The 16,408-nt window shown below is 68.5% G+C and carries 17 protein-coding genes; 11 read left to right on the top strand and 6 right to left on the bottom strand.

Annotated elements, in window-relative coordinates:
- Positions 1-55 precede the first annotated feature (55 nt).
- The 7 genes from QF046_RS05220 (at position 56) to QF046_RS05190 (ending at position 6,816) form a co-directional block, all read left to right on the top strand.
- A complete protein-coding gene (locus QF046_RS05220) occupies positions 56-991 on the top strand; it encodes a carbohydrate ABC transporter permease (RefSeq protein ID WP_307366941.1) in 936 nt (311 codons plus the stop codon).
- Positions 988-1,812, top strand: a complete 825-nt coding sequence (locus QF046_RS05215) for a carbohydrate ABC transporter permease (RefSeq protein ID WP_307366939.1) — start codon at positions 988-990, stop codon at positions 1,810-1,812. Before QF046_RS05220 ends, QF046_RS05215 begins: the two co-directional genes overlap by 4 nt.
- 45 nt (positions 1,813-1,857) lie before the next feature.
- A complete protein-coding gene (locus QF046_RS05210) occupies positions 1,858-3,384 on the top strand; it encodes an alpha-N-arabinofuranosidase (protein ID WP_307366937.1) in 1,527 nt (508 codons plus the stop codon).
- A 112-nt stretch (positions 3,385-3,496) separates the two neighbouring features.
- Positions 3,497-3,907, top strand: coding sequence for a histidinol dehydrogenase (locus QF046_RS05205; protein ID WP_307366935.1), 411 nt, complete (start codon positions 3,497-3,499; stop codon positions 3,905-3,907).
- 9 nt (positions 3,908-3,916) lie between these two features.
- The gene (fdxA, locus tag QF046_RS05200; RefSeq protein ID WP_307366933.1) at positions 3,917-4,237 is read left to right on the top strand and encodes a ferredoxin; all 321 of its coding nucleotides are present in this window, start codon (positions 3,917-3,919) and stop codon (positions 4,235-4,237) included.
- On the top strand, positions 4,238-5,350 hold the full coding sequence (dapC, locus tag QF046_RS05195) for a succinyldiaminopimelate transaminase (protein WP_307366931.1): 1,113 nt from the start codon (positions 4,238-4,240) through the stop codon (positions 5,348-5,350). It abuts the gene before it with no gap.
- A gap of 176 nt (positions 5,351-5,526) precedes the next feature.
- The gene (locus QF046_RS05190; protein ID WP_307366928.1) at positions 5,527-6,816 is read left to right on the top strand and encodes a citrate synthase; all 1,290 of its coding nucleotides are present in this window, start codon (positions 5,527-5,529) and stop codon (positions 6,814-6,816) included.
- A 156-nt stretch (positions 6,817-6,972) separates the two neighbouring features.
- Here the strand turns inward: QF046_RS05190 and QF046_RS05185 are convergent, their stop codons facing one another.
- Positions 6,973-8,466: a DEAD/DEAH box helicase gene (locus QF046_RS05185; RefSeq protein WP_307366926.1), complete on the bottom strand. Its 1,494-nt coding sequence runs from the start codon at positions 8,464-8,466 to the stop codon at positions 6,973-6,975.
- A 214-nt stretch (positions 8,467-8,680) separates the two neighbouring features.
- Positions 8,681-9,622 (bottom strand): 2,3,4,5-tetrahydropyridine-2,6-dicarboxylate N-succinyltransferase, encoded by a 942-nt coding sequence (gene dapD, locus QF046_RS05180; protein WP_307366924.1) that lies wholly within the window; start codon positions 9,620-9,622, stop codon positions 8,681-8,683.
- Positions 9,623-9,688: 66 nt separating this feature from the next.
- Here dapD and dapE point away from each other — a divergent pair, with 66 nt between their 5' ends.
- The 3 genes from dapE to QF046_RS05165 all read left to right on the top strand — a co-directional run bounded on the left by dapE (position 9,689) and on the right by QF046_RS05165 (position 12,261).
- Positions 9,689-10,762, top strand: a complete 1,074-nt coding sequence (gene dapE, locus QF046_RS05175; protein WP_307366922.1) for a succinyl-diaminopimelate desuccinylase — start codon at positions 9,689-9,691, stop codon at positions 10,760-10,762.
- A complete protein-coding gene (locus QF046_RS05170) occupies positions 10,744-11,973 on the top strand; it encodes a hypothetical protein (protein WP_307366920.1) in 1,230 nt (409 codons plus the stop codon). Before dapE ends, QF046_RS05170 begins: the two co-directional genes overlap by 19 nt.
- Positions 11,974-12,087: 114 nt before the next feature.
- Complete coding sequence (locus QF046_RS05165; protein WP_082069058.1) at positions 12,088-12,261, top strand: DUF3117 domain-containing protein; 174 nt, start codon at positions 12,088-12,090, stop codon at positions 12,259-12,261.
- Between the two features lie 81 nt (positions 12,262-12,342).
- Here the strand turns inward: QF046_RS05165 and QF046_RS05160 are convergent, their stop codons facing one another.
- A complete protein-coding gene (locus QF046_RS05160) occupies positions 12,343-12,975 on the bottom strand; it encodes an O-methyltransferase (RefSeq protein WP_307366915.1) in 633 nt (210 codons plus the stop codon).
- A gap of 85 nt (positions 12,976-13,060) precedes the next feature.
- On the opposite strand from QF046_RS05160, the gene QF046_RS05155 reads away from it, so the two are divergent.
- Entirely contained in the window at positions 13,061-13,447 is a 387-nt protein-coding gene (locus QF046_RS05155) for a twin-arginine translocase TatA/TatE family subunit (RefSeq protein WP_307366913.1), read from the top strand.
- 12 nt (positions 13,448-13,459) lie between these two features.
- Here QF046_RS05155 and QF046_RS05150 read toward each other — a convergent pair whose 3' ends face one another.
- The 3 genes from QF046_RS05150 to QF046_RS05140 are packed head-to-tail and all read right to left on the bottom strand — an operon-like array spanning position 13,460 to position 16,382.
- Positions 13,460-14,599: an Mrp/NBP35 family ATP-binding protein gene (locus tag QF046_RS05150; protein ID WP_307366911.1), complete on the bottom strand. Its 1,140-nt coding sequence runs from the start codon at positions 14,597-14,599 to the stop codon at positions 13,460-13,462.
- A complete protein-coding gene (locus tag QF046_RS05145) occupies positions 14,596-15,111 on the bottom strand; it encodes a DUF1003 domain-containing protein (protein WP_307372728.1) in 516 nt (171 codons plus the stop codon). The genes QF046_RS05150 and QF046_RS05145 overlap by 4 nt, the downstream gene beginning before the upstream one ends.
- The gene (locus QF046_RS05140; protein ID WP_307366909.1) at positions 15,111-16,382 is read right to left on the bottom strand and encodes a magnesium transporter MgtE N-terminal domain-containing protein; all 1,272 of its coding nucleotides are present in this window, start codon (positions 16,380-16,382) and stop codon (positions 15,111-15,113) included. The genes QF046_RS05145 and QF046_RS05140 overlap by 1 nt, the downstream gene beginning before the upstream one ends.
- Positions 16,383-16,408 lie beyond the last annotated feature (26 nt).

Raw genomic sequence — 16,408 nt, 5'->3', positions numbered from 1 at the left:
CCGATCGGTGTCCGGCGCCCCCTCCGGCGCCGGGCACCGCCGAAAGGCGGATCCCATGAATGCAGTCACCATCGCGCCTTCGGCGCTCCCGCGTCGGCGGAGGACGACACCGGGCGGCTGGAAGCAGGTCGCGGTGAACCAGGCGTTCCTGGTGCCGGTGATCATCGTCTTCGTCTTCCTCTTCGTCGTGCCGCTCGTGCGGACCTTCTCCTGGAGCCTCACCGACTTCACCGGCTACAGCGACGATGCCGATTTCATCGGCGCCGAGAATTGTGTCACGATCCTGCGGGATCCGTCGATGCTGTCCGGGCTGATGTTCACGCTGCTGTTCGCGGTCGGGACGACCGTGCTCATCACCCTGGTCGCGATACCGCTCGCCGTACAGCTGAACAAGGTCTTCTTCGGACGCAACCTCGTTCGATCGCTGTGGTTCTTTCCCGCGATCCCTTCCATGGCGATCCTCGGCCTGGTCTGGCGATACATCCTCTCGCCATTGGAATCGGGTGTGATCAACTCCGTGCTGGTGGATCTGGGTCTGCCGGCAGTGGGCTGGCTCTCCGTCGACGCCCTCGCGCAGTTCTCGGTGATCGTCGTCGGCGTGTGGGCGGCGGCAGGCTGGCATGCCGTGCTCTACACCGCGTACCTCCAGTCGATCCCCGCGGAGTACTACGAGGTCGCCAGGATCGACGGCGCGTCGTCCAGGCAGCAGTTCTTCGGCATCACGCTGCCGCTGCTCACACCCGCGATCGTCATCAGCACGTTCCTGCTCATGACCGGTGGCCTGAAGGTGTTCGATCTGCCGTACACCCTCACGGGCGGCGGGCCGGGGTTCGCGACCTACACGATCACTCAATCGATCATCGTGTCCGGCGTCGGGCAGGGCAGATACGGGCTTGCGTCCGCGCTCGCGGTGATGTTCACGGTGGCCGTCGGCATCGTCTCCTTCGGTCAGCTCGCGCTGACCAAGTACATCGAACGGAGGTTCTCATGACCAGACCGCTGTGGCGCCGGATCCTTCTCAGCGTCGCCATGATCCTGCTCGCGTTCTTCGTCGCCATTCCGCTGTACTTCGTCCTGATCAATACGTTCAAGACCCAGGCCGGCATGGTGGCAGCACCGCTCGCGCCCCCCGGAGAGCTGTTCCTGGGCAACTATGCCGAGGTCTTCACCGACCCGCGGATGTACCGCTCGTTCCTGAACACGCTGTACGTCACGGCTGTGGCGGTGATCCTGCAGCTCATCGTCGGAGCGATGGCGGCATACGCGATGATCACCCGCACCAGTCGGCTGAACACCGTGATCTCAGGCGTGCTGCTGATCGGCTTCATCATTCCCGGCCAGTCGACGCTGATCCCGCTGTACCGCACACTCGTCGGCTTCAAACTGGTCAACGATCTCAACGGGCTCATCGTGATGTACATGGGGGGCGCGATCTTCTGCTATTTCCTCGTGCAGGGGTACATGCGCACCCTGCCGTTCGAGATGATCGAGGCGGCCAGGATCGACGGAGCCGGATCGTTCCGCATCTTCTGGTCGGTCGTGCTTCCGCTGATCAAGCCGATCCTGGTGACCGTCGGCGTCTTCCAGACGATGTGGGTGTGGAACGACTTCCTGGTCCCGACGGTGTTCATCTCGAGTCCGGACAAGCGCACGGTCGTCTTGCAGGTCTACAACGCGGTGTCGGAGTTCACGACCGACTGGCCCATGTTCATGACCGTCTCCGTGGTGGCGCTGATCCCCATGGTCGTCTTCTTCGTCTTCACCCAACGGCACATCGTCAGCGGCCTGCTGGCCGGCGGCGTCAAGGGCTGAACCGCTCGCCGCACCACCTTCACAGACCATCCAGGAGAATCTCACATGTCAGACCCGCTCGTCGCTGTCATCGATCTCGACCTTCCCGGTGCGACCATCAGCCGTCACCTGTACGGTCACTTCGCCGAGCACCTCGGCCGCTGCATCTACGGCGGCTTCTTCGTCGGAGAGGACTCCGCGATCCCGAACGAAGGAGGCATCCGTCTGGACGTCGTCGATGCGCTGCGTGCCATCCGGATCCCGAACCTGCGTTGGCCGGGCGGGTGCTTCGCCGACGACTACCACTGGCGCGACGGCATCGGCCCCCGTGAGAGCCGTCCCCGCATGGTGAACTCGCACTGGGGGGATGTCGTGGAGGACAACTCCTTCGGCACGCACGAGTTCATGCACCTGTGCGAGATGCTGGGTGCCGACGCCTACGTGTCGGGCAACATCGGATCAGGCACCGTACGCGAGATGAGCGAATGGGTCGAGTATCTGACGCGCGACGATGATTCCCCGATGGCCGCACTGCGCCGCGACAACGGCCGGAACGAGCCGTGGCGGGTGCCCTTCTGGGGGCTCGGGAACGAGGCGTGGGGGTGCGGCGGCAACATGAACGCCGAGCACTTCGCGAATCTGGCACGTCAGTACGGCACATATGTCCGCGATCACGGCGACAACAAGGTCTACCGGATCGCCGCCGGCGCCAACACGGACGACTACAGATGGACCGAGACGCTCATGAAGGCGCTCGCGCACCTGGGCTGCGCTCATGACCCCCGTGGCTTCTACCAGGCGCTGTCATTGCACTATTACACGATCAACGGCGAGTGGGCAGACAAGGGCGATGCGACCCGATTCGGTCTCGACGACTACTACGTGACGATGAAACGGGCGCAGCGGATGCGGGAGGTCGTCCGCGGCCATGCGAATGTCATGGACAGCTATGACCCTCTCCGCAGAGTCGGACTCGTGATCGACGAGTGGGGCACATGGTGGAACGTGGAGCACGGCACCGACCCCGGGTTCCTCTACCAGCAGAACACGCTGCGCGACGCGCTCGTAGCGAGCGTCCACTTCGACATCTTCCACGACTACGCGGATCGGCTGGTGATGGCCAACATCGCCCAGACCGTGAACGTGCTCCAGGCGATGATCCTGACGGACCCCGACACCGGTGCACTCGTGCTCACACCCACCTATCACGTCTTCCGGATGAACGTCGGCCACCACGACGCCGCGGCCCTGCAGGTGCGTCTCAAGGGTCAGGAGCGCACTCGTCAGGTGGAGGGGGAGGAGATCCCGCTGCTGTCCGTCTCGGCGTCGATCAAGGACGACACCGCGCTCGTCTCGCTGTCGAATCTCGACGCGGCGGAGCCGCAGACCCTTGTGCTGGATCTGCGCGGGCGAGAGGTCGCGGAGTTCTCTGCGAGCGTGCTGACCGCCGGGGACCTGCAGGAGCACAACACGCCTGAGCGTCCCGATGCGGTTGCGCCCGAAGCCCACGACGGCGTGCGTGCGCATCCGGACGGACTGGCCGTCATCCTTCCGCCGCACTCCTACGTCACGGTCTCGTTGCGGCTCGCGTGAATCGGGGGCGCCGAGTGACGCCGCGCCGGGTCGACGGACGTCCCCTGGGCTGCTGCTCGGGATCGGGTGAAGTCCCGGCGGGGCCGCGTCTGCGCGCGGATAAGCTGAACCGGTGCGAAACCTGATCTCCCGCGGCCTCTCGTGGCTCGCCGCGCTCATCATCGGTGCCGTCTACGGCATCGCCGCGACCATCGCGCACAGCTACACCCTCGGATACCTTCCGGTCGGGCTGATCCTCGGAGCGATCGCCTGCGCGGCGCTGCTCATCGCCCTGCGGGCGCTGACCGGCGACCGGTGGGCGGCACTCGCCGCGGGAATCGGGATGATGGTGCTGATCCTGGTGATCTCGCAGCGCGGCCCAGGAGGATCGGTGGTCGTGCCGAACACGCCGCTCGGCAACATCTGGATGTACGTCGCCGCCGGCCTGGTCGCGCTCATCGTGGCGTGGCCGGACCTGTCGAAGCTGCGCGATCTGTCGGCGCGCACGGCCGCCGGCGGGCATGGGAGCCCGGACGCGTCGTAGACTGGGGGCGTGACGTATGTGATCGCCCTTCCCTGCGTCGACGTGAAGGATCGCGCCTGCGTCGACGAATGTCCCGTTGACTGCATCTACGAGGGTGATCGGATGCTGTACATCCACCCCGACGAGTGCGTGGACTGCGGTGCCTGCGAGCCCGTCTGCCCCGTCGAGGCGATCTTCTACGAGGACGACCTGCCCGAGGAATGGGCCGACTACTACAAGGCCAACGTCGAGTTCTTCAACGAGCTCGGCTCTCCTGGCGGCGCCGCGAAGGTGGGCGTGCTGCCCTACGACCACGCCGTCGTCTCGGCCCTGCCCCCGCAGGGGGAGTGAGTGGGCGTCCGCGACCTCGCGAACTATCCCTGGGACGCGGTGGAGCCCTATCGGGAGCGCGCCGCATCGCATCCTGACGGCATCGTCGATCTCTCCATCGGATCCCCCGTCGACCCGACCCCCGCGGTGATCCGCGCGGCGCTGGCAGAGGCGACGGACGCGCATTCCTATCCGCAGACCGTCGGAACCCCGGCGCTGCGCGAGGCGATCGTGGACTGGTACGCACGCCGACGCGGCGTGCCCGATCTGACCATCGCGAACGTGCTGCCCACGATCGGCTCCAAGGAGCTCGTGGCGCTGCTTCCCACGCTGCTGGATCTCGGTGAGGGCGACATCGTCGTGCATCCGCGCGTCGCCTACCCGACCTACGAGGTCGGCGCCACCGTCGCGGGAGCGACGGCCGTGGCCGCCGACGACCCGGCCGACTGGCCCGAGGGCGCTCGGCTCATCTGGATCAACAGCCCCGGCAATCCCGACGGGCGCACCTGGGCCGTCGAGGAGCTCGCCGAGGCCGTGCGTCGCGCCCGTGAGCTCGGAGCGGTGCTGGCCAGCGACGAGTGCTACGCCGAACTGGGCTGGGACGGACGCTGGGCGTCGGAGCCGATCCCGTCGGTGCTCGACCCGCGCGTCACCGGGGGCACCCGCTCCGGCCTGCTCAGCGTCTACTCGCTCAGCAAGCAATCCAACCTCGCCGGCTACCGTGCGGCGTTCGTGGCCGGTTGCTCGCGCATCGTCGGCGACCTGCTCACCGCACGCAAGCATCTCGGTCTCATGCCGCCGGCACCGGTGCAGCACGCGATGACCGTCGCCCTGCGCGATGACGAGCACGTCGCCGCGCAGAAGGAGCTCTACCGTCAGCGCCGCGAGCTGCTGCTGCCCGCCCTGATCGCCGCCGGCTTCCGCATCGACGGATCCGAGGCCGGGCTGTACCTCTGGGTGACCGAGGGGAGAGATGCCTGGGAGTCGATGCAGCGGCTCGCCGAGTTCGGCATCCTCGCAGGCCCCGGTCACTTCTACGGCGCGCACTCCACTGACCATGTGCGGTTGTCGCTGACCGCCCCACTCGAGCGCGTCGCCCAGGCGGCCGCTCGACTCACCGCATCCGCCGGCTGACGGCACCCGCCGCCCGACCTGTTTTGTCGGGATTCTTAGCCATATCGGTGATCTCTTGGCGGTTGTCACAGTAGGCCGAACGCGCCGGTAGGCTGTAAAGGCGATGCGGCCGATCATCGGCAGGCGCTCGGCGCCGCACATCGTCCACGACGACACAGGCGCAACAGGAGGTTGGCGTGAGCTCAGCTCAGCCCGATAAGGCGACTCTCTCGATCGGCGACACGACCGCGGAGTTCCCGCTGCTGGCATCCACCGGCGGTGCAGGCAGCATCGACTTCTCGACGCTTACCCGTCAGACCGGCTACACCGGCCTGGACTACGGTTTCGTGAACACCGCGTCGACCAAGTCCGAGATCACGTTCATCGACGGCGACAAGGGCATTCTGCGCTATCGCGGATACCCGATCGAGCAGGTCGCGAACAGCTGCAGCTACCTCGAGGTGGCCTGGCTGCTCATCTACGGCGAGCTGCCCACGCCGAGCGAGCTGGCCGACTTCGACGAGCGCATCCGTCGGCACACGCTCCTGCACGAGGACCTGAAGCACTTCTTCACGGCGCTGCCGCACACCGCGCACCCCATGTCGGTGCTGTCCTCGGCGGTCGCCGCGCTGTCGACCTACTACGAGGGCCAGACCGACCCGAACAACCCGGAGCACGTCGAGCTCAACATGGTGCGGATGCTCGCGAAGCTTCCGGTCATCGCCGCATACGCGCACAAGAAGAGTGTCGGTCAGGCGTTCCTCTACCCGGACAACTCGCTGAGCTTCGTCGACAACTTCCTCAAGCTCAACTTCGGCGTCAACTCCGAGCCGTACGAGATCAACCCGGTCATGTCGAAGGCGCTCGAGCTGCTGCTGATCCTGCACGAGGATCACGAGCAGAACGCCTCCACGTCGACCGTGCGCCTGGTCGGCTCCACCGGTGCGAACCAGTTCGCGTCGATCTCCGCCGGCATCCAGGCACTGTCCGGCCCGTTGCACGGCGGCGCCAACGAGGCCGTGCTGACGATGCTGGGCCAGATCCGCGAGTCGGGTCAGAGCGTGCAGCGCTTCGTGGAGCGGGTGAAGAACAAGGAGCAGGGCGTCAAGCTCATGGGCTTCGGTCACCGGGTCTACAAGAACTACGACCCGCGCGCCAAGCTCGTCAAGGAAGCCGCGGACGAGGTGCTCGCCTCGCTCGGCGTCAGCGACCCGCTGCTGGACCTTGCCAAGGAGCTGGAGGAGATCGCCCTCGCGGACGACTACTTCAAGGAGCGTCGCCTGTACCCGAACGTCGACTTCTACACCGGCGTGATCTACAAGGCGATGGGCTTCCCCACGCGCATGTTCACCGTGCTCTTCGCGATCGGCCGCCTGCCCGGCTGGCTGGCGCAGTGGCGCGAGCTGAACCTCGACCCGCAGACCAAGATCGGCCGCCCGCAGCAGCTCTACATCGGCTCGCCCGAGCGCGAGTTCCCGCGACGCTGAACTGACAGAAGCGGCCCGCCCGAACCTGAGAGGTTCGTGGCGGGCCGCTTTCTTCATACTCAGTCCGTTGCAGATGCACGACCCGGGCACGGACGCACGAGGAATCAGGCGATCCGATCGTGCAGGTGTTCCCGGGTCGTGCAGGTGTGCCTGGAGTCAGTTGCCCTGGGGGCGGCTGGCGCGGCGCGAACCTGCGCTGCGCGGACGGCCCTGGGCGCCGCCGGGGGCGCCGGTCGAGGTGCTGTAGACCTGCGGGCTCCGGCGGGACTGGCCCTGGCCGGCACCGCGCTGACGCGGCTGCGCCTGGTCGCGCTGCGTGCCACCGGCCTGAGCGCCGGAGGACTGGCCCTGAGCGCCACCACGGCCGCCGCGACCGCCGGAGCGACCACGACCGGCCGCCTGCGCGTTGCCGCGGCCCTGGCCGGACTTCGCCTTCGGCGTGCCCTGCTGCTGGACCGGGGCCGGCACGTACTTCACCTTCGCAGCGCGCTCACCGACGAGCTCGGCGACGATCGCCGGGGTGACGTCCTCGAGGCCCACGGAGATCTGCGCTTTGCGCAGGATGTCCTTCACGTCACGACGCTGCTCCGGCAGAGTCAGGGTCACGACGGTGCCCGCAGCGCCGGCACGGGCGGTGCGGCCCGAGCGGTGCAGGTACGCCTTGTGCTCGACCGGCGGGTCGACGTGCACGACGAGCTCGACGTCGTCCACGTGCACACCGCGGGCGGCCACGTCGGTGGCGACCAGCACGCGCACGCCGCCGTCGGCGGGGTCGGCGCTGAAGGCCGCGAGGTTGCGCTCACGGGCGTTCTGACCGAGGTTGCCGTGCAGGTCGACCGACGGGATGCCGACGGAGCTCAGCTGCTTCGCGAGCTTCTTCGCGTGGTGCTTGGTGCGGGTGAAGAGGATGCGACGGCCGGTGCCGGATGCGAGGTCCTCGACGAGGCGCTTCTTGGCGTCCGCATCGGCGGCGACGAGCACGCGGTGCGTCATCTCGCCGACGGGAACGCTGGCCTCGTCGACTTCGTGGCTGACCGGGTTGTGCAGGAAGCGCTTGGCGAGCGAGTCGATGCCGCGGTCCAGAGTGGCGCTGAACAGCAGACGCTGGCCGCGCGCCGGGGTGGAGTTCAGAATGCGGGTGACGCCGGGCAGGAAGCCGAGGTCGGCCATGTGGTCGGCCTCGTCGAGCACGGCGATCTCCACCGAGTCCAGGGAGACGACGCCCTGCTTCATGAGGTCCTCGAGGCGGCCGGGGCAGGCCACGACGATGTCGGCACCGGCGCGCAGCGCCTGCTCCTGCGGGCGCTGGCTGACGCCACCGAACACGGTCGTCACGCGCATGCCCTCGGCAGCGGCGAGAGGAGCCACGGTCGCGGCGATCTGCGAGGCCAGCTCACGGGTCGGGGCGAGCACCAGGCCGCGCGGGTGGCTGGCGCGGGTCTTCGCGCCGGATGCCGCAAGGCGTGCCACGAGGGGCAGCGCGAAGGCGATGGTCTTGCCGCTGCCGGTGCGGCCGCGGCCGAGCACGTCACGGCCGGCGAGGGAATCGGGCAGCGTGTCGCGCTGGATGGCGAACGCGTCGGTCTTGCCGTCGGCTGCGAGCACGTCGGCGAGAGCGGCGGGCACGCCGAGATCAAGGAAGGAAGGCATAGGAATATCTCCGTGAAAGCGCAGGGATTCTGCGGAAGTGGGCGACGGCGCGGGATCGCGCATCGTTTCGCCGCTCGATGAGACCGCTGCCGATGAGGCGGTGCGGAAGTGTTTCGACGACGCAGACGTCTCGCTTCGCGAGAGGCATCGCGTCAAGACTAGCAGTCCGATCCGGTCGGGCCTGTGTGCTGGCCGGACGGGGTGTCAGCGGGACTCAGGCGTGCAGGGCCTCGTTGAGCGTCACACCGTGGCCCTCGCGCAGCCTGGCCTCGATCGCGCCGGTCAGCGAGTTGCGCCAGAACATGATGCCCGATCGGCCGGACAGCTCAGCAGCCTTGATGGTGGGCTTGGCGCCGTTCGCGTCGACCGGCCCGTCGCGCAGCACGACCTTCGTCCCCGCGGTCACATAGAGACCTGCCTCGACGATGCAGTCATCGCCCAGCGATATGCCGATGCCGGCGTTCGCGCCGAGCAGCGTGCGTGCGCCGATGGAGATGCGATGCGAGCCGCCGCCGGACAGCGTGCCCATGATGGACGAACCGCCGCCGATGTCGCTGCCGTCGCCGACGACGACACCCTGCGAAACGCGACCCTCGACCATGGCTGCGCCCAGCGTGCCGGCGTTGAAGTTCACGAAGCCCTCGTGCATGACGGTTGTTCCGGGGGAGAGGTGCGCTCCGAGGCGCACGCGTGACGCGTCGGCGATGCGCACGCCCTCGGGCTGGACGTAGTCGGTCAGGCGGGGGAACTTGTCCAGACCCTGCACCTGGATGCCGTGGCGCTGCATCGCCGGCCGCAGGCGTGCCGCGTCGGAGGGGAGCATCGGTCCGGCGTTCGTCCACGCGACGGTGGGCAGGTGCGCGAAGATGCCGTCGAGGTTCAGCTCGTTCGGACGCACCAGCAGGCGCGACAGGGCCTGCAGGCGCAGGTAGGCGTCCTCGGTGGAGGCCACGGGCGAGTCGAGGTCGATGCTCAGCTGCACGAGTTCGACGGTCACCTCACGGCGCTCGTCGGGGCCGCCCTGGGCGTCCCAGGTCGCGGCTGAAGCGGCATCCGCCTCGCCGAGGCCGATCTCGGGGAACCAGGCGTCGAGGACGGTTCCGTCGGATGCGATCGTGCGCAGGCCGATGCCCCAAGCTGTGCGTGCGGTGCTCATCCGACAACGCTATCGCGGGTGGACATGCGGATGCTGCGCGTATGACACAGCGCTTAGGCTGGGGCCATGGTGCTCGATCTGACTGCGTCCGCCGCTGACATCACCCGCGTCATCTGTGACATTCCGAGCGTCTCCGGCGACGAGGTTCGCCTCGCCGACGAGATCGAGCAGACCATGCGCGCGTACGGTCATCTCGAGGTGATCCGCCTCGGCAACACCGTCATCGCGCGCACCTCTCTGGGCCGGCCGCAGCGCGTGGTGATCGCGGGGCACATCGACACCGTCCCGATCAACGACAACGTCCCGACCCGCGACATCGAGATCGACGGCGCCGGATTCATCTGGGGCCGCGGCACGGTCGACATGAAGGCCGGCGTCGCGGTGCAGCTCAAGCTCGCGGCAGAGCTCACAGAGCCGCAGGCCGACATCACCTGGATGTGGTACGACAACGAAGAGGTCGCAGCCACGCTCAACGGACTCAACCTGCTGGCATCCGCTCGTCCGGACCTGTTCGAGGCCGACTTCGCCATTCTCGGCGAGCCGTCGGACGGGCGCGTGGAGGGCGGCTGCAACGGCACGATGCGCGCCACCGTCCGCGTCCGCGGCGTGCGCGCGCACAGCGCGCGGTCCTGGGTCGGCGAGAACGCCATCCACGGTGCCGCGCCCATCCTCGCCCGCCTGGCCGAATACCGGGCGCGGGAGATCTCCGTGGAGGGGCTCGGCTATCGCGAGGGGCTGAACGCCGTCAGCATCCGCGGCGGAGTCGCAGGCAACGTCATCCCGGACCTCTGCGAGGTCGAGGTGAATTATCGCTTCGCGCCGAGCAAGAGCGTCGCGGATGCCGAAGAGCACGTGCGCGCCGCATTCGCCGGTTTCGAGGTCGAGATCACGGATGCCTCCCCCGGCGCACGTCCGGGCCTGGACGCGCCCATCGCGCAGCGCTTCCTCGCAGCCGTCGGCGGCGAGGCGCACGCCAAGTACGGCTGGACCGACGTCGCGCGCTTCTCGGCGATGGGAGTCCCGGCCGTGAACTACGGCCCGGGCGACCCGCATCTCGCGCATCACGACGAGGAGCGGGTGCCGCTCGCTCAGATCGAAGAGGTCGAACGCGGGCTGCGCTCGTGGCTGACGGCGTCCTGACCTCAGGCGTCTTGACATCGGGCGTCCGCCACTGGGTGCGCCTGCCCGTCGTCGGGCGCATCGCGATCGTCTACGGGCTCGCCCGGCTGGTGACCACGGGCTTCCTGATTCTCGCCGCACAGGTCTCGAGCCCGGCTTCCCGGTTCGGACAGGCGCCGAGCCTGCGCGACTTCGTGCTGGGATGGGATGCGCAGTGGTACTGGTGGGTGGCCGTGAACGGCTACCCGTCCTCGCTCCCGCTGACGGACACGGGTGGGGTCGGCGAGAACGCGTGGGCGTTCATGCCGGCGTATGCGTACCTGTCGCAGTGGGTCGGCGTCGGCGACTGGGCGACGGGGGCGATGCTCGTGTCGCTCGTGGCCGGCTTCCTCGCCTGCCTCATGCTGCACCGACTGCTGCGGCGGCGCATCGGCTCCACTGCCGCGATGTGGGCCGTCGCGTTCTTCGCCAGCGGTCCGCTCGCTGCGCTCTTCCAGGTCGGCTACGCCGAGGTGCTGTTCGTGCTGCTGCTGCTCGTCGCACTGGATCTCGTCGCCGTGCGGCGCTACTGGCCGCTGTACATCGTGCTGCCGCTGATGGGCTTCACCCGTCCCGGCATCCTCGCCTTCTCCCTGTTCCTCGCCCTGCACGGCATCGTGCGGTGGGTGCGGCGCGACCGGGAGCCGCTGCCGGTGCGCCAGATCGTGCACATCATCGCGCTGGGGCTGCTGAGCGCGGTGATCGGATTCTCGTGGCAGGTCATCGCGGCTCTCGTCACCGGCGACCACTCCGCCTACCTGAAGACCGAGCTGGCGTGGCGCCGGAACTGGCTGCCGGATGCGAGCGCCGACTTCTTCCCGTTCGAGGGTTTCGTGCGCGGCGCCGAGTTCTGGATGTCGCAGGCCGGGCTGCCCGCCTGGTCCGGCTGGGTCGTTCTCGCCGCGCTCGTCGCCGTTGCCGCGTGGATGCTGCTCCGTGGGCGCGCCGTGCGACGGCTGGGCTCCGACATCCGGCTGTGGAGTGCGAGCTATCTGCTCTACCTGCTGGCGGTGTTCTTCCCGCAGTCCAGCACGTTGCGGCTGCTCATGCCGCTGACGCCGCTGTGGGGCGCGCTGGCGGTGCCGCGATCCCGCGGCTGGCGCTGGGGGATGCTGGGACTCTGCCTGCTCGCGCAATGGCTCTGGATCCTGTCGATGTACGGCATCGCGGAGACGTTCTGGCAGGTTCCATAGGAGCGACAGAGCCTCCGCACAGACAGACCGTGCGGCGTTTGTGACCTGGGGGCACACCAGTGTCGCCCTCTGACGATAAACTTGAGCCATACCACCGAGGGAAAGGTAGCCACGATGGCAGCGATGAAGCCGAGGACCGGCGACGGACCGATGGAGGCCGTGAAGGAGGGGCGACTCATCATCGTTCGGGTTCCGCTCGAAGGAGGAGGCCGTCTGGTCGTCTCCGTGAACGACGCCGAGGCGAAGGAACTCCACGATGTGCTTGCAGCAGTCGTGAACCCCGCCTGAGCCGAGATAAACGCAGAAGGGCGATGGAGTGATCCATCGCCCTTCTTTCGTATCCCGGCTCTTTCGAGAATCCGGGGTGGTCTACTCCGAGATGCGAGACAGCTGCAGCAGGCCCTCGCCCGTCGTGGACAGCGCGGCCAGCACGGCCGGCGATTCCTGGGTCTCCTGCACGAGCGATCGGTAGGCCGACGTGACGGCATCCCGCTGCACGGGGTCGGCGGTCCTGCCGCCTGCCAGCACGCGCGGCACCAGCACCAGGCCGCCGGTGCGCACCAGGCGCAGTCCGTGCTCGACGTACTCGATCACGTTCTCGGCGTCTGCATCGACGAGGACGATGTCGTACGAGCTCTCGTTCATGCGCGGCAGGACATCGGCTGCGCGCCCCGTGATGAAGCGCGCCTTCGCAGGCGGGATCTTCGCGTCGGCGAAGGCCTGCCGCGCCGCGGCGAGGTGCTCGGGCTCGTTGTCGATGGTGGTCAGCACCGCCTGCGGCGCACCGCGCAGCAACCAGAGTCCCGACACACCGGCGCCGGTTCCGATCTCGACCATGGACCGTGCGCCGGATGCTGCGGCGAGCACCGCGAGCTGAGCGCCGACCTCCGGACTGATCGGAGACGCGCCGAGTTCCACGGCGTGCGTGCGCGCGCGGGAGATGGCGGCGGGTTCCACGATGGTCTCGCGGGCGAATCGGGCGTTCGCGTCGTGTTCGCTCATGGTCCTTCTCCTGAGAATGGGGTCACTGACAGGTTATGCGTCGAGAGTGCAACCGGAGGGGAGGCGCGGCGGGTAGCCTGGGGGGATGAACTGGGGCCTGGACATGGACAAGCTGCTGCTGATCGGCATTGTCGCTGTGCTCATCATCGGTCCGGAGCGGCTGCCGAAGGCCGCTGAGGCGTTCCGAGGGTTCACTCGTCGTGCCGCGGAGTACCTGCGCGAGACCAAGACCAAGATGAAGGACGAGCTCGGTCCTGACATCGACGAGGTCGACTGGCGCAAGCTCGACCCCCGCCAGTACGATCCCCGCCGCATCATCCGCGACGCGCTGTTCGAGGAGCCCGACTTCGACAGCGCCCCCGCCGCGCCGACGTCGGTCGCCACCGACCCTGTCGCCCCGGTGCGTGCACCCATGACGCGCACAGCTTTCACCCGCACCACGCCTCCGCCCTTCGACGCCGAGGCGACCTGACACCAGCGTCCCTCAGCTGAGGCGCATCGGCAGCGACCGGCGGGACAGCCCCCGGCCGCGGTGCGCGATCGTGTCGGCGAGTCGGATGATCGCCTGCGCGGCGGCGTCCTCCGGCTGATCCAGCACCACCGGATGCCCGCTGTCGCCGCCCTGACGCAATGCAGGGCTGAGCGGGATGGATGCCATCAGCGGCACGTCCTCGGTGGGTGCGCCGTGCTCGCCGGGTTCGCTGAGCACCCGGGCGACCTCAGCTCCACCGCCAGAGCCGAACAGGTCGATGACCGTGCCGTCGGGCAGCGTGTACGGCGCCATGTTCTCGACGACGCCGATCACTCGCTGGCCGGTGCGGCGGGCGACGAGCCCACTGCGGATCGCCACCTCCGATGCCGCCTGCTGCGGCGTCGTGACCACGAGCACCTCGGCATGGGGCAGGATCTGCCCGATCGAGATGGCGATGTCGCCCGTGCCCGGCGGCATGTCGATCAGCAGCACGTCCAGATCGCCGAAGAAGACGTCGGTGAGGAACTGCTGCACGGTGCGGTGCAGCATCGGGCCGCGCCAGGCGACGACCGACTCTCCTTCGCGTAGGAACATCCCGATCGAGACGGTCTTCACGTCATGGGCGACCGGCGGAAGCATGAGGTCGTCGATGCGGGTCGGCTGAGTGCCGGGCGCGATGCCGAGCAGTCCGGGGATCGAGAACCCGTGCACGTCGGCATCCACCAGCCCCACACGCAGCCCCTGCTGCGCGAGAGCCACGGCGAGGTTCGCAGTGACCGTGGACTTGCCCACGCCGCCCTTGCCGCTGGAGACGAGGATCACCCGCGTGAGGGAGTCCGGGCCGAAGGGCATCTGCCGCACCGGTCGTCCGTCGCGCAGCTTCTCGGTCAGCGCACGACGCTCGGCGGGAGTCATCACTCCGACATCCACCTGGACGTCGGCGATGTCGGGCACGGATGCCGCGGCATCCCGCACGTCCTGCTCGATGCGCTGGGCCATCGGGCAGCCGACGATGGTGAGCACGATCGACACGTGGGCGGTCGTGCCGTCCACCGAGATCTCGCGCACCATGTCGAGGTCGCCGATGGGCCGGCGCAGTTCAGGGTCGGTGACGGCACCGACGGCGGCGCGCACCTGGTCGGCACTCGTCATGGCGTGGTCTCGTCCGTCGCCGCCGGCTCTCGTTCGAGTTCGTGCAGCAGCGTCCTGAGCTCCTGGCGCAGCACATCGCGGGTGATCGTCTGGGAATTGCGGTCCTCGAGCGCGAGGCGCAGGGCGACGACCTCGCGGGCCAGGTACTCGGTGTCTGCGAGGTTGCGCTCGGAGCGCTGCCGGTCCTGCTCGATCTGCACGCGGTCGCGGTCGTCCTGACGGTTCTGCGCGAGCAGGATCAGAGGCGCGGCGTACGAGGCCTGCAGGGAGAGCATCAGCGTCAGCGCCGTGAATCCGAGCGCGGCGTCGTCGAAGCGCAGCGCATCGGGCATCAGGGTGTTCCAGATGACCCACACGGCGCAGAACAGCGTCAGGATGACGAGGAAGGCCGGCGTGCCCATGGCGCGGGCGACCCACTCGGTGAAGCGTCCGAACCTGTCGCGCGACGGGGCCGATGAGCGCAGTGCGCCGGCGCGACCGAGGGGCGTGTCCAGGCGGGACGGGCGGGCCATCATCGCGCCCCGCCCGTCTCGGCCGCTTCAGCCTCATCGGCATCGTGCGTGCGCCAGTCGTCGGGGAGCAGGTAGTCCAGCACGTCGTCGACGCTGATCGCGCCGACGAGGCGGTGGGTGGCGTCCACAACGGGGAGCGAGACCAGGTCGTAGCTTGCGAGCAGACGGGCGACCTCAGCGGCGGATGCGGTGACCGAGACCGGCTCGAGATTGTCGTCGAGGATCGCGCCCATCCGCTCATGCGGGGGATAGCGCAGCATCCGCTGGAAATGCACCACGCCCAGCAGACGACCGGTCGGCGTCTCGAACGGCGGAAGCGTGATGAACACGGCAGCGGCGAGAGCCGGATGCAGTTCGTGCCGGCGGATCAGCGCGAGGGCCTCCGCGACCGTCGCGTCGGCGGAGAGGATGATCGGCTCGGTGGTCATCAGGCCGCCGGCGGTGTCGGGACCGTAGCGCAGCAGGGTGCGCACGTCCTCCGCCTCCTCGGGCTCCATCAGGGCGAGCAGCTGCTCGAGACGGGCCGGCGGAAGCTGCGCGAGCAGGTCGGCGGCGTCATCCGGCTCCATCTCGTCGAGGATGTCGGCTGCTCGCTCATCGCCGAGGCGGTCCAGGATGCCGACCTGGTCGTCCTCCGGCATCTCCTCGAGGGCGTCGGCCAGGCGCTCGTCGGGCAGCTCCTCGGCGACCTCGATCATGCGCTGCTCGGGCAGGTCGAGCAGCGTGGTGGCGAGGTCGGCGGCGTGCAGCTCGGAGTAGGTGGCGACCAGCTGCTCGGCGGACTGCGCCTCGCCCGGATGCTGCTGCTCGGTCACCTCTGTCCAGCTCGCGAATGTCGTCGGCCCCTTCGCGAAGGGTGAGGCGCTGGTGCGGGGCTTGCGCAGGAAGAGCTGCGCGATCGCCCATTCTCCGTGACGGTCCTGCTCGATCGCGACGTCCTCGACGACGGCGCTGCCGCTGCCGTCGGTGAGCATGACGCGACGCCCGAGGTACTCGGCGAGCACCCGCACCTCACCGGGGCGCGGCTGGAAGCGGCGCACGTTGATCAGTCCGGTGCTGATCACCTGTCCCGACCGGATCGAGGTGACCCGGCCGATGGAGAGGAACACATGTCGGCGTCCCGGGATCTCGACGACCAGCCCGATGACGCGGGGGGCCGCCGTCTTGCGGTACACCATGATGACGTCGCGGACCTTGCCGAGCCGGTCGCCGACGGGATCGAAGACCGCGCAGCCGGCCAGCCGTGCCGCGAAAACCCGTTGTGTGCTCACGTGCTCCAGCGTAGTCGGGGAGGCGT

It is taken from the genome of Microbacterium sp. W4I4, from assembly GCF_030816235.1.
Classification (GTDB): Bacteria; Actinomycetota; Actinomycetes; order Actinomycetales; family Microbacteriaceae; genus Microbacterium.
Note: the sequence above shows the minus strand (reverse complement) of the source record. Positions and strands in the feature narration are given on the sequence as shown.

Bases quoted from the DNA above. Each gene is read 5' to 3' on its own strand.
- QF046_RS05220 (WP_307366941.1), top strand. From the start codon at position 56: ATGAATGCAGTCACCATCGCGCCTTCGGCGCTCCCGCGTCGGCGGAGG.
- QF046_RS05215 (WP_307366939.1), top strand. From the start codon at position 988: ATGACCAGACCGCTGTGGCGCCGGATCCTTCTCAGCGTCGCCATGATC.
- QF046_RS05210 (WP_307366937.1), top strand. From the start codon at position 1,858: ATGTCAGACCCGCTCGTCGCTGTCATCGATCTCGACCTTCCCGGTGCG.
- QF046_RS05185 (WP_307366926.1), bottom strand. From the start codon at position 8,466: ATGCCTTCCTTCCTTGATCTCGGCGTGCCCGCCGCTCTCGCCGACGTG.
- dapD (WP_307366924.1), bottom strand. From the start codon at position 9,622: ATGAGCACCGCACGCACAGCTTGGGGCATCGGCCTGCGCACGATCGCA.
- dapE (WP_307366922.1), top strand. From the start codon at position 9,689: ATGGTGCTCGATCTGACTGCGTCCGCCGCTGACATCACCCGCGTCATC.
- QF046_RS05165 (WP_082069058.1), top strand. From the start codon at position 12,088: ATGGCAGCGATGAAGCCGAGGACCGGCGACGGACCGATGGAGGCCGTG.
- QF046_RS05160 (WP_307366915.1), bottom strand. From the start codon at position 12,975: ATGAGCGAACACGACGCGAACGCCCGATTCGCCCGCGAGACCATCGTG.
- QF046_RS05155 (WP_307366913.1), top strand. From the start codon at position 13,061: ATGAACTGGGGCCTGGACATGGACAAGCTGCTGCTGATCGGCATTGTC.
- QF046_RS05150 (WP_307366911.1), bottom strand. From the start codon at position 14,599: ATGACGAGTGCCGACCAGGTGCGCGCCGCCGTCGGTGCCGTCACCGAC.
- QF046_RS05145 (WP_307372728.1), bottom strand. From the start codon at position 15,111: ATGGCCCGCCCGTCCCGCCTGGACACGCCCCTCGGTCGCGCCGGCGCA.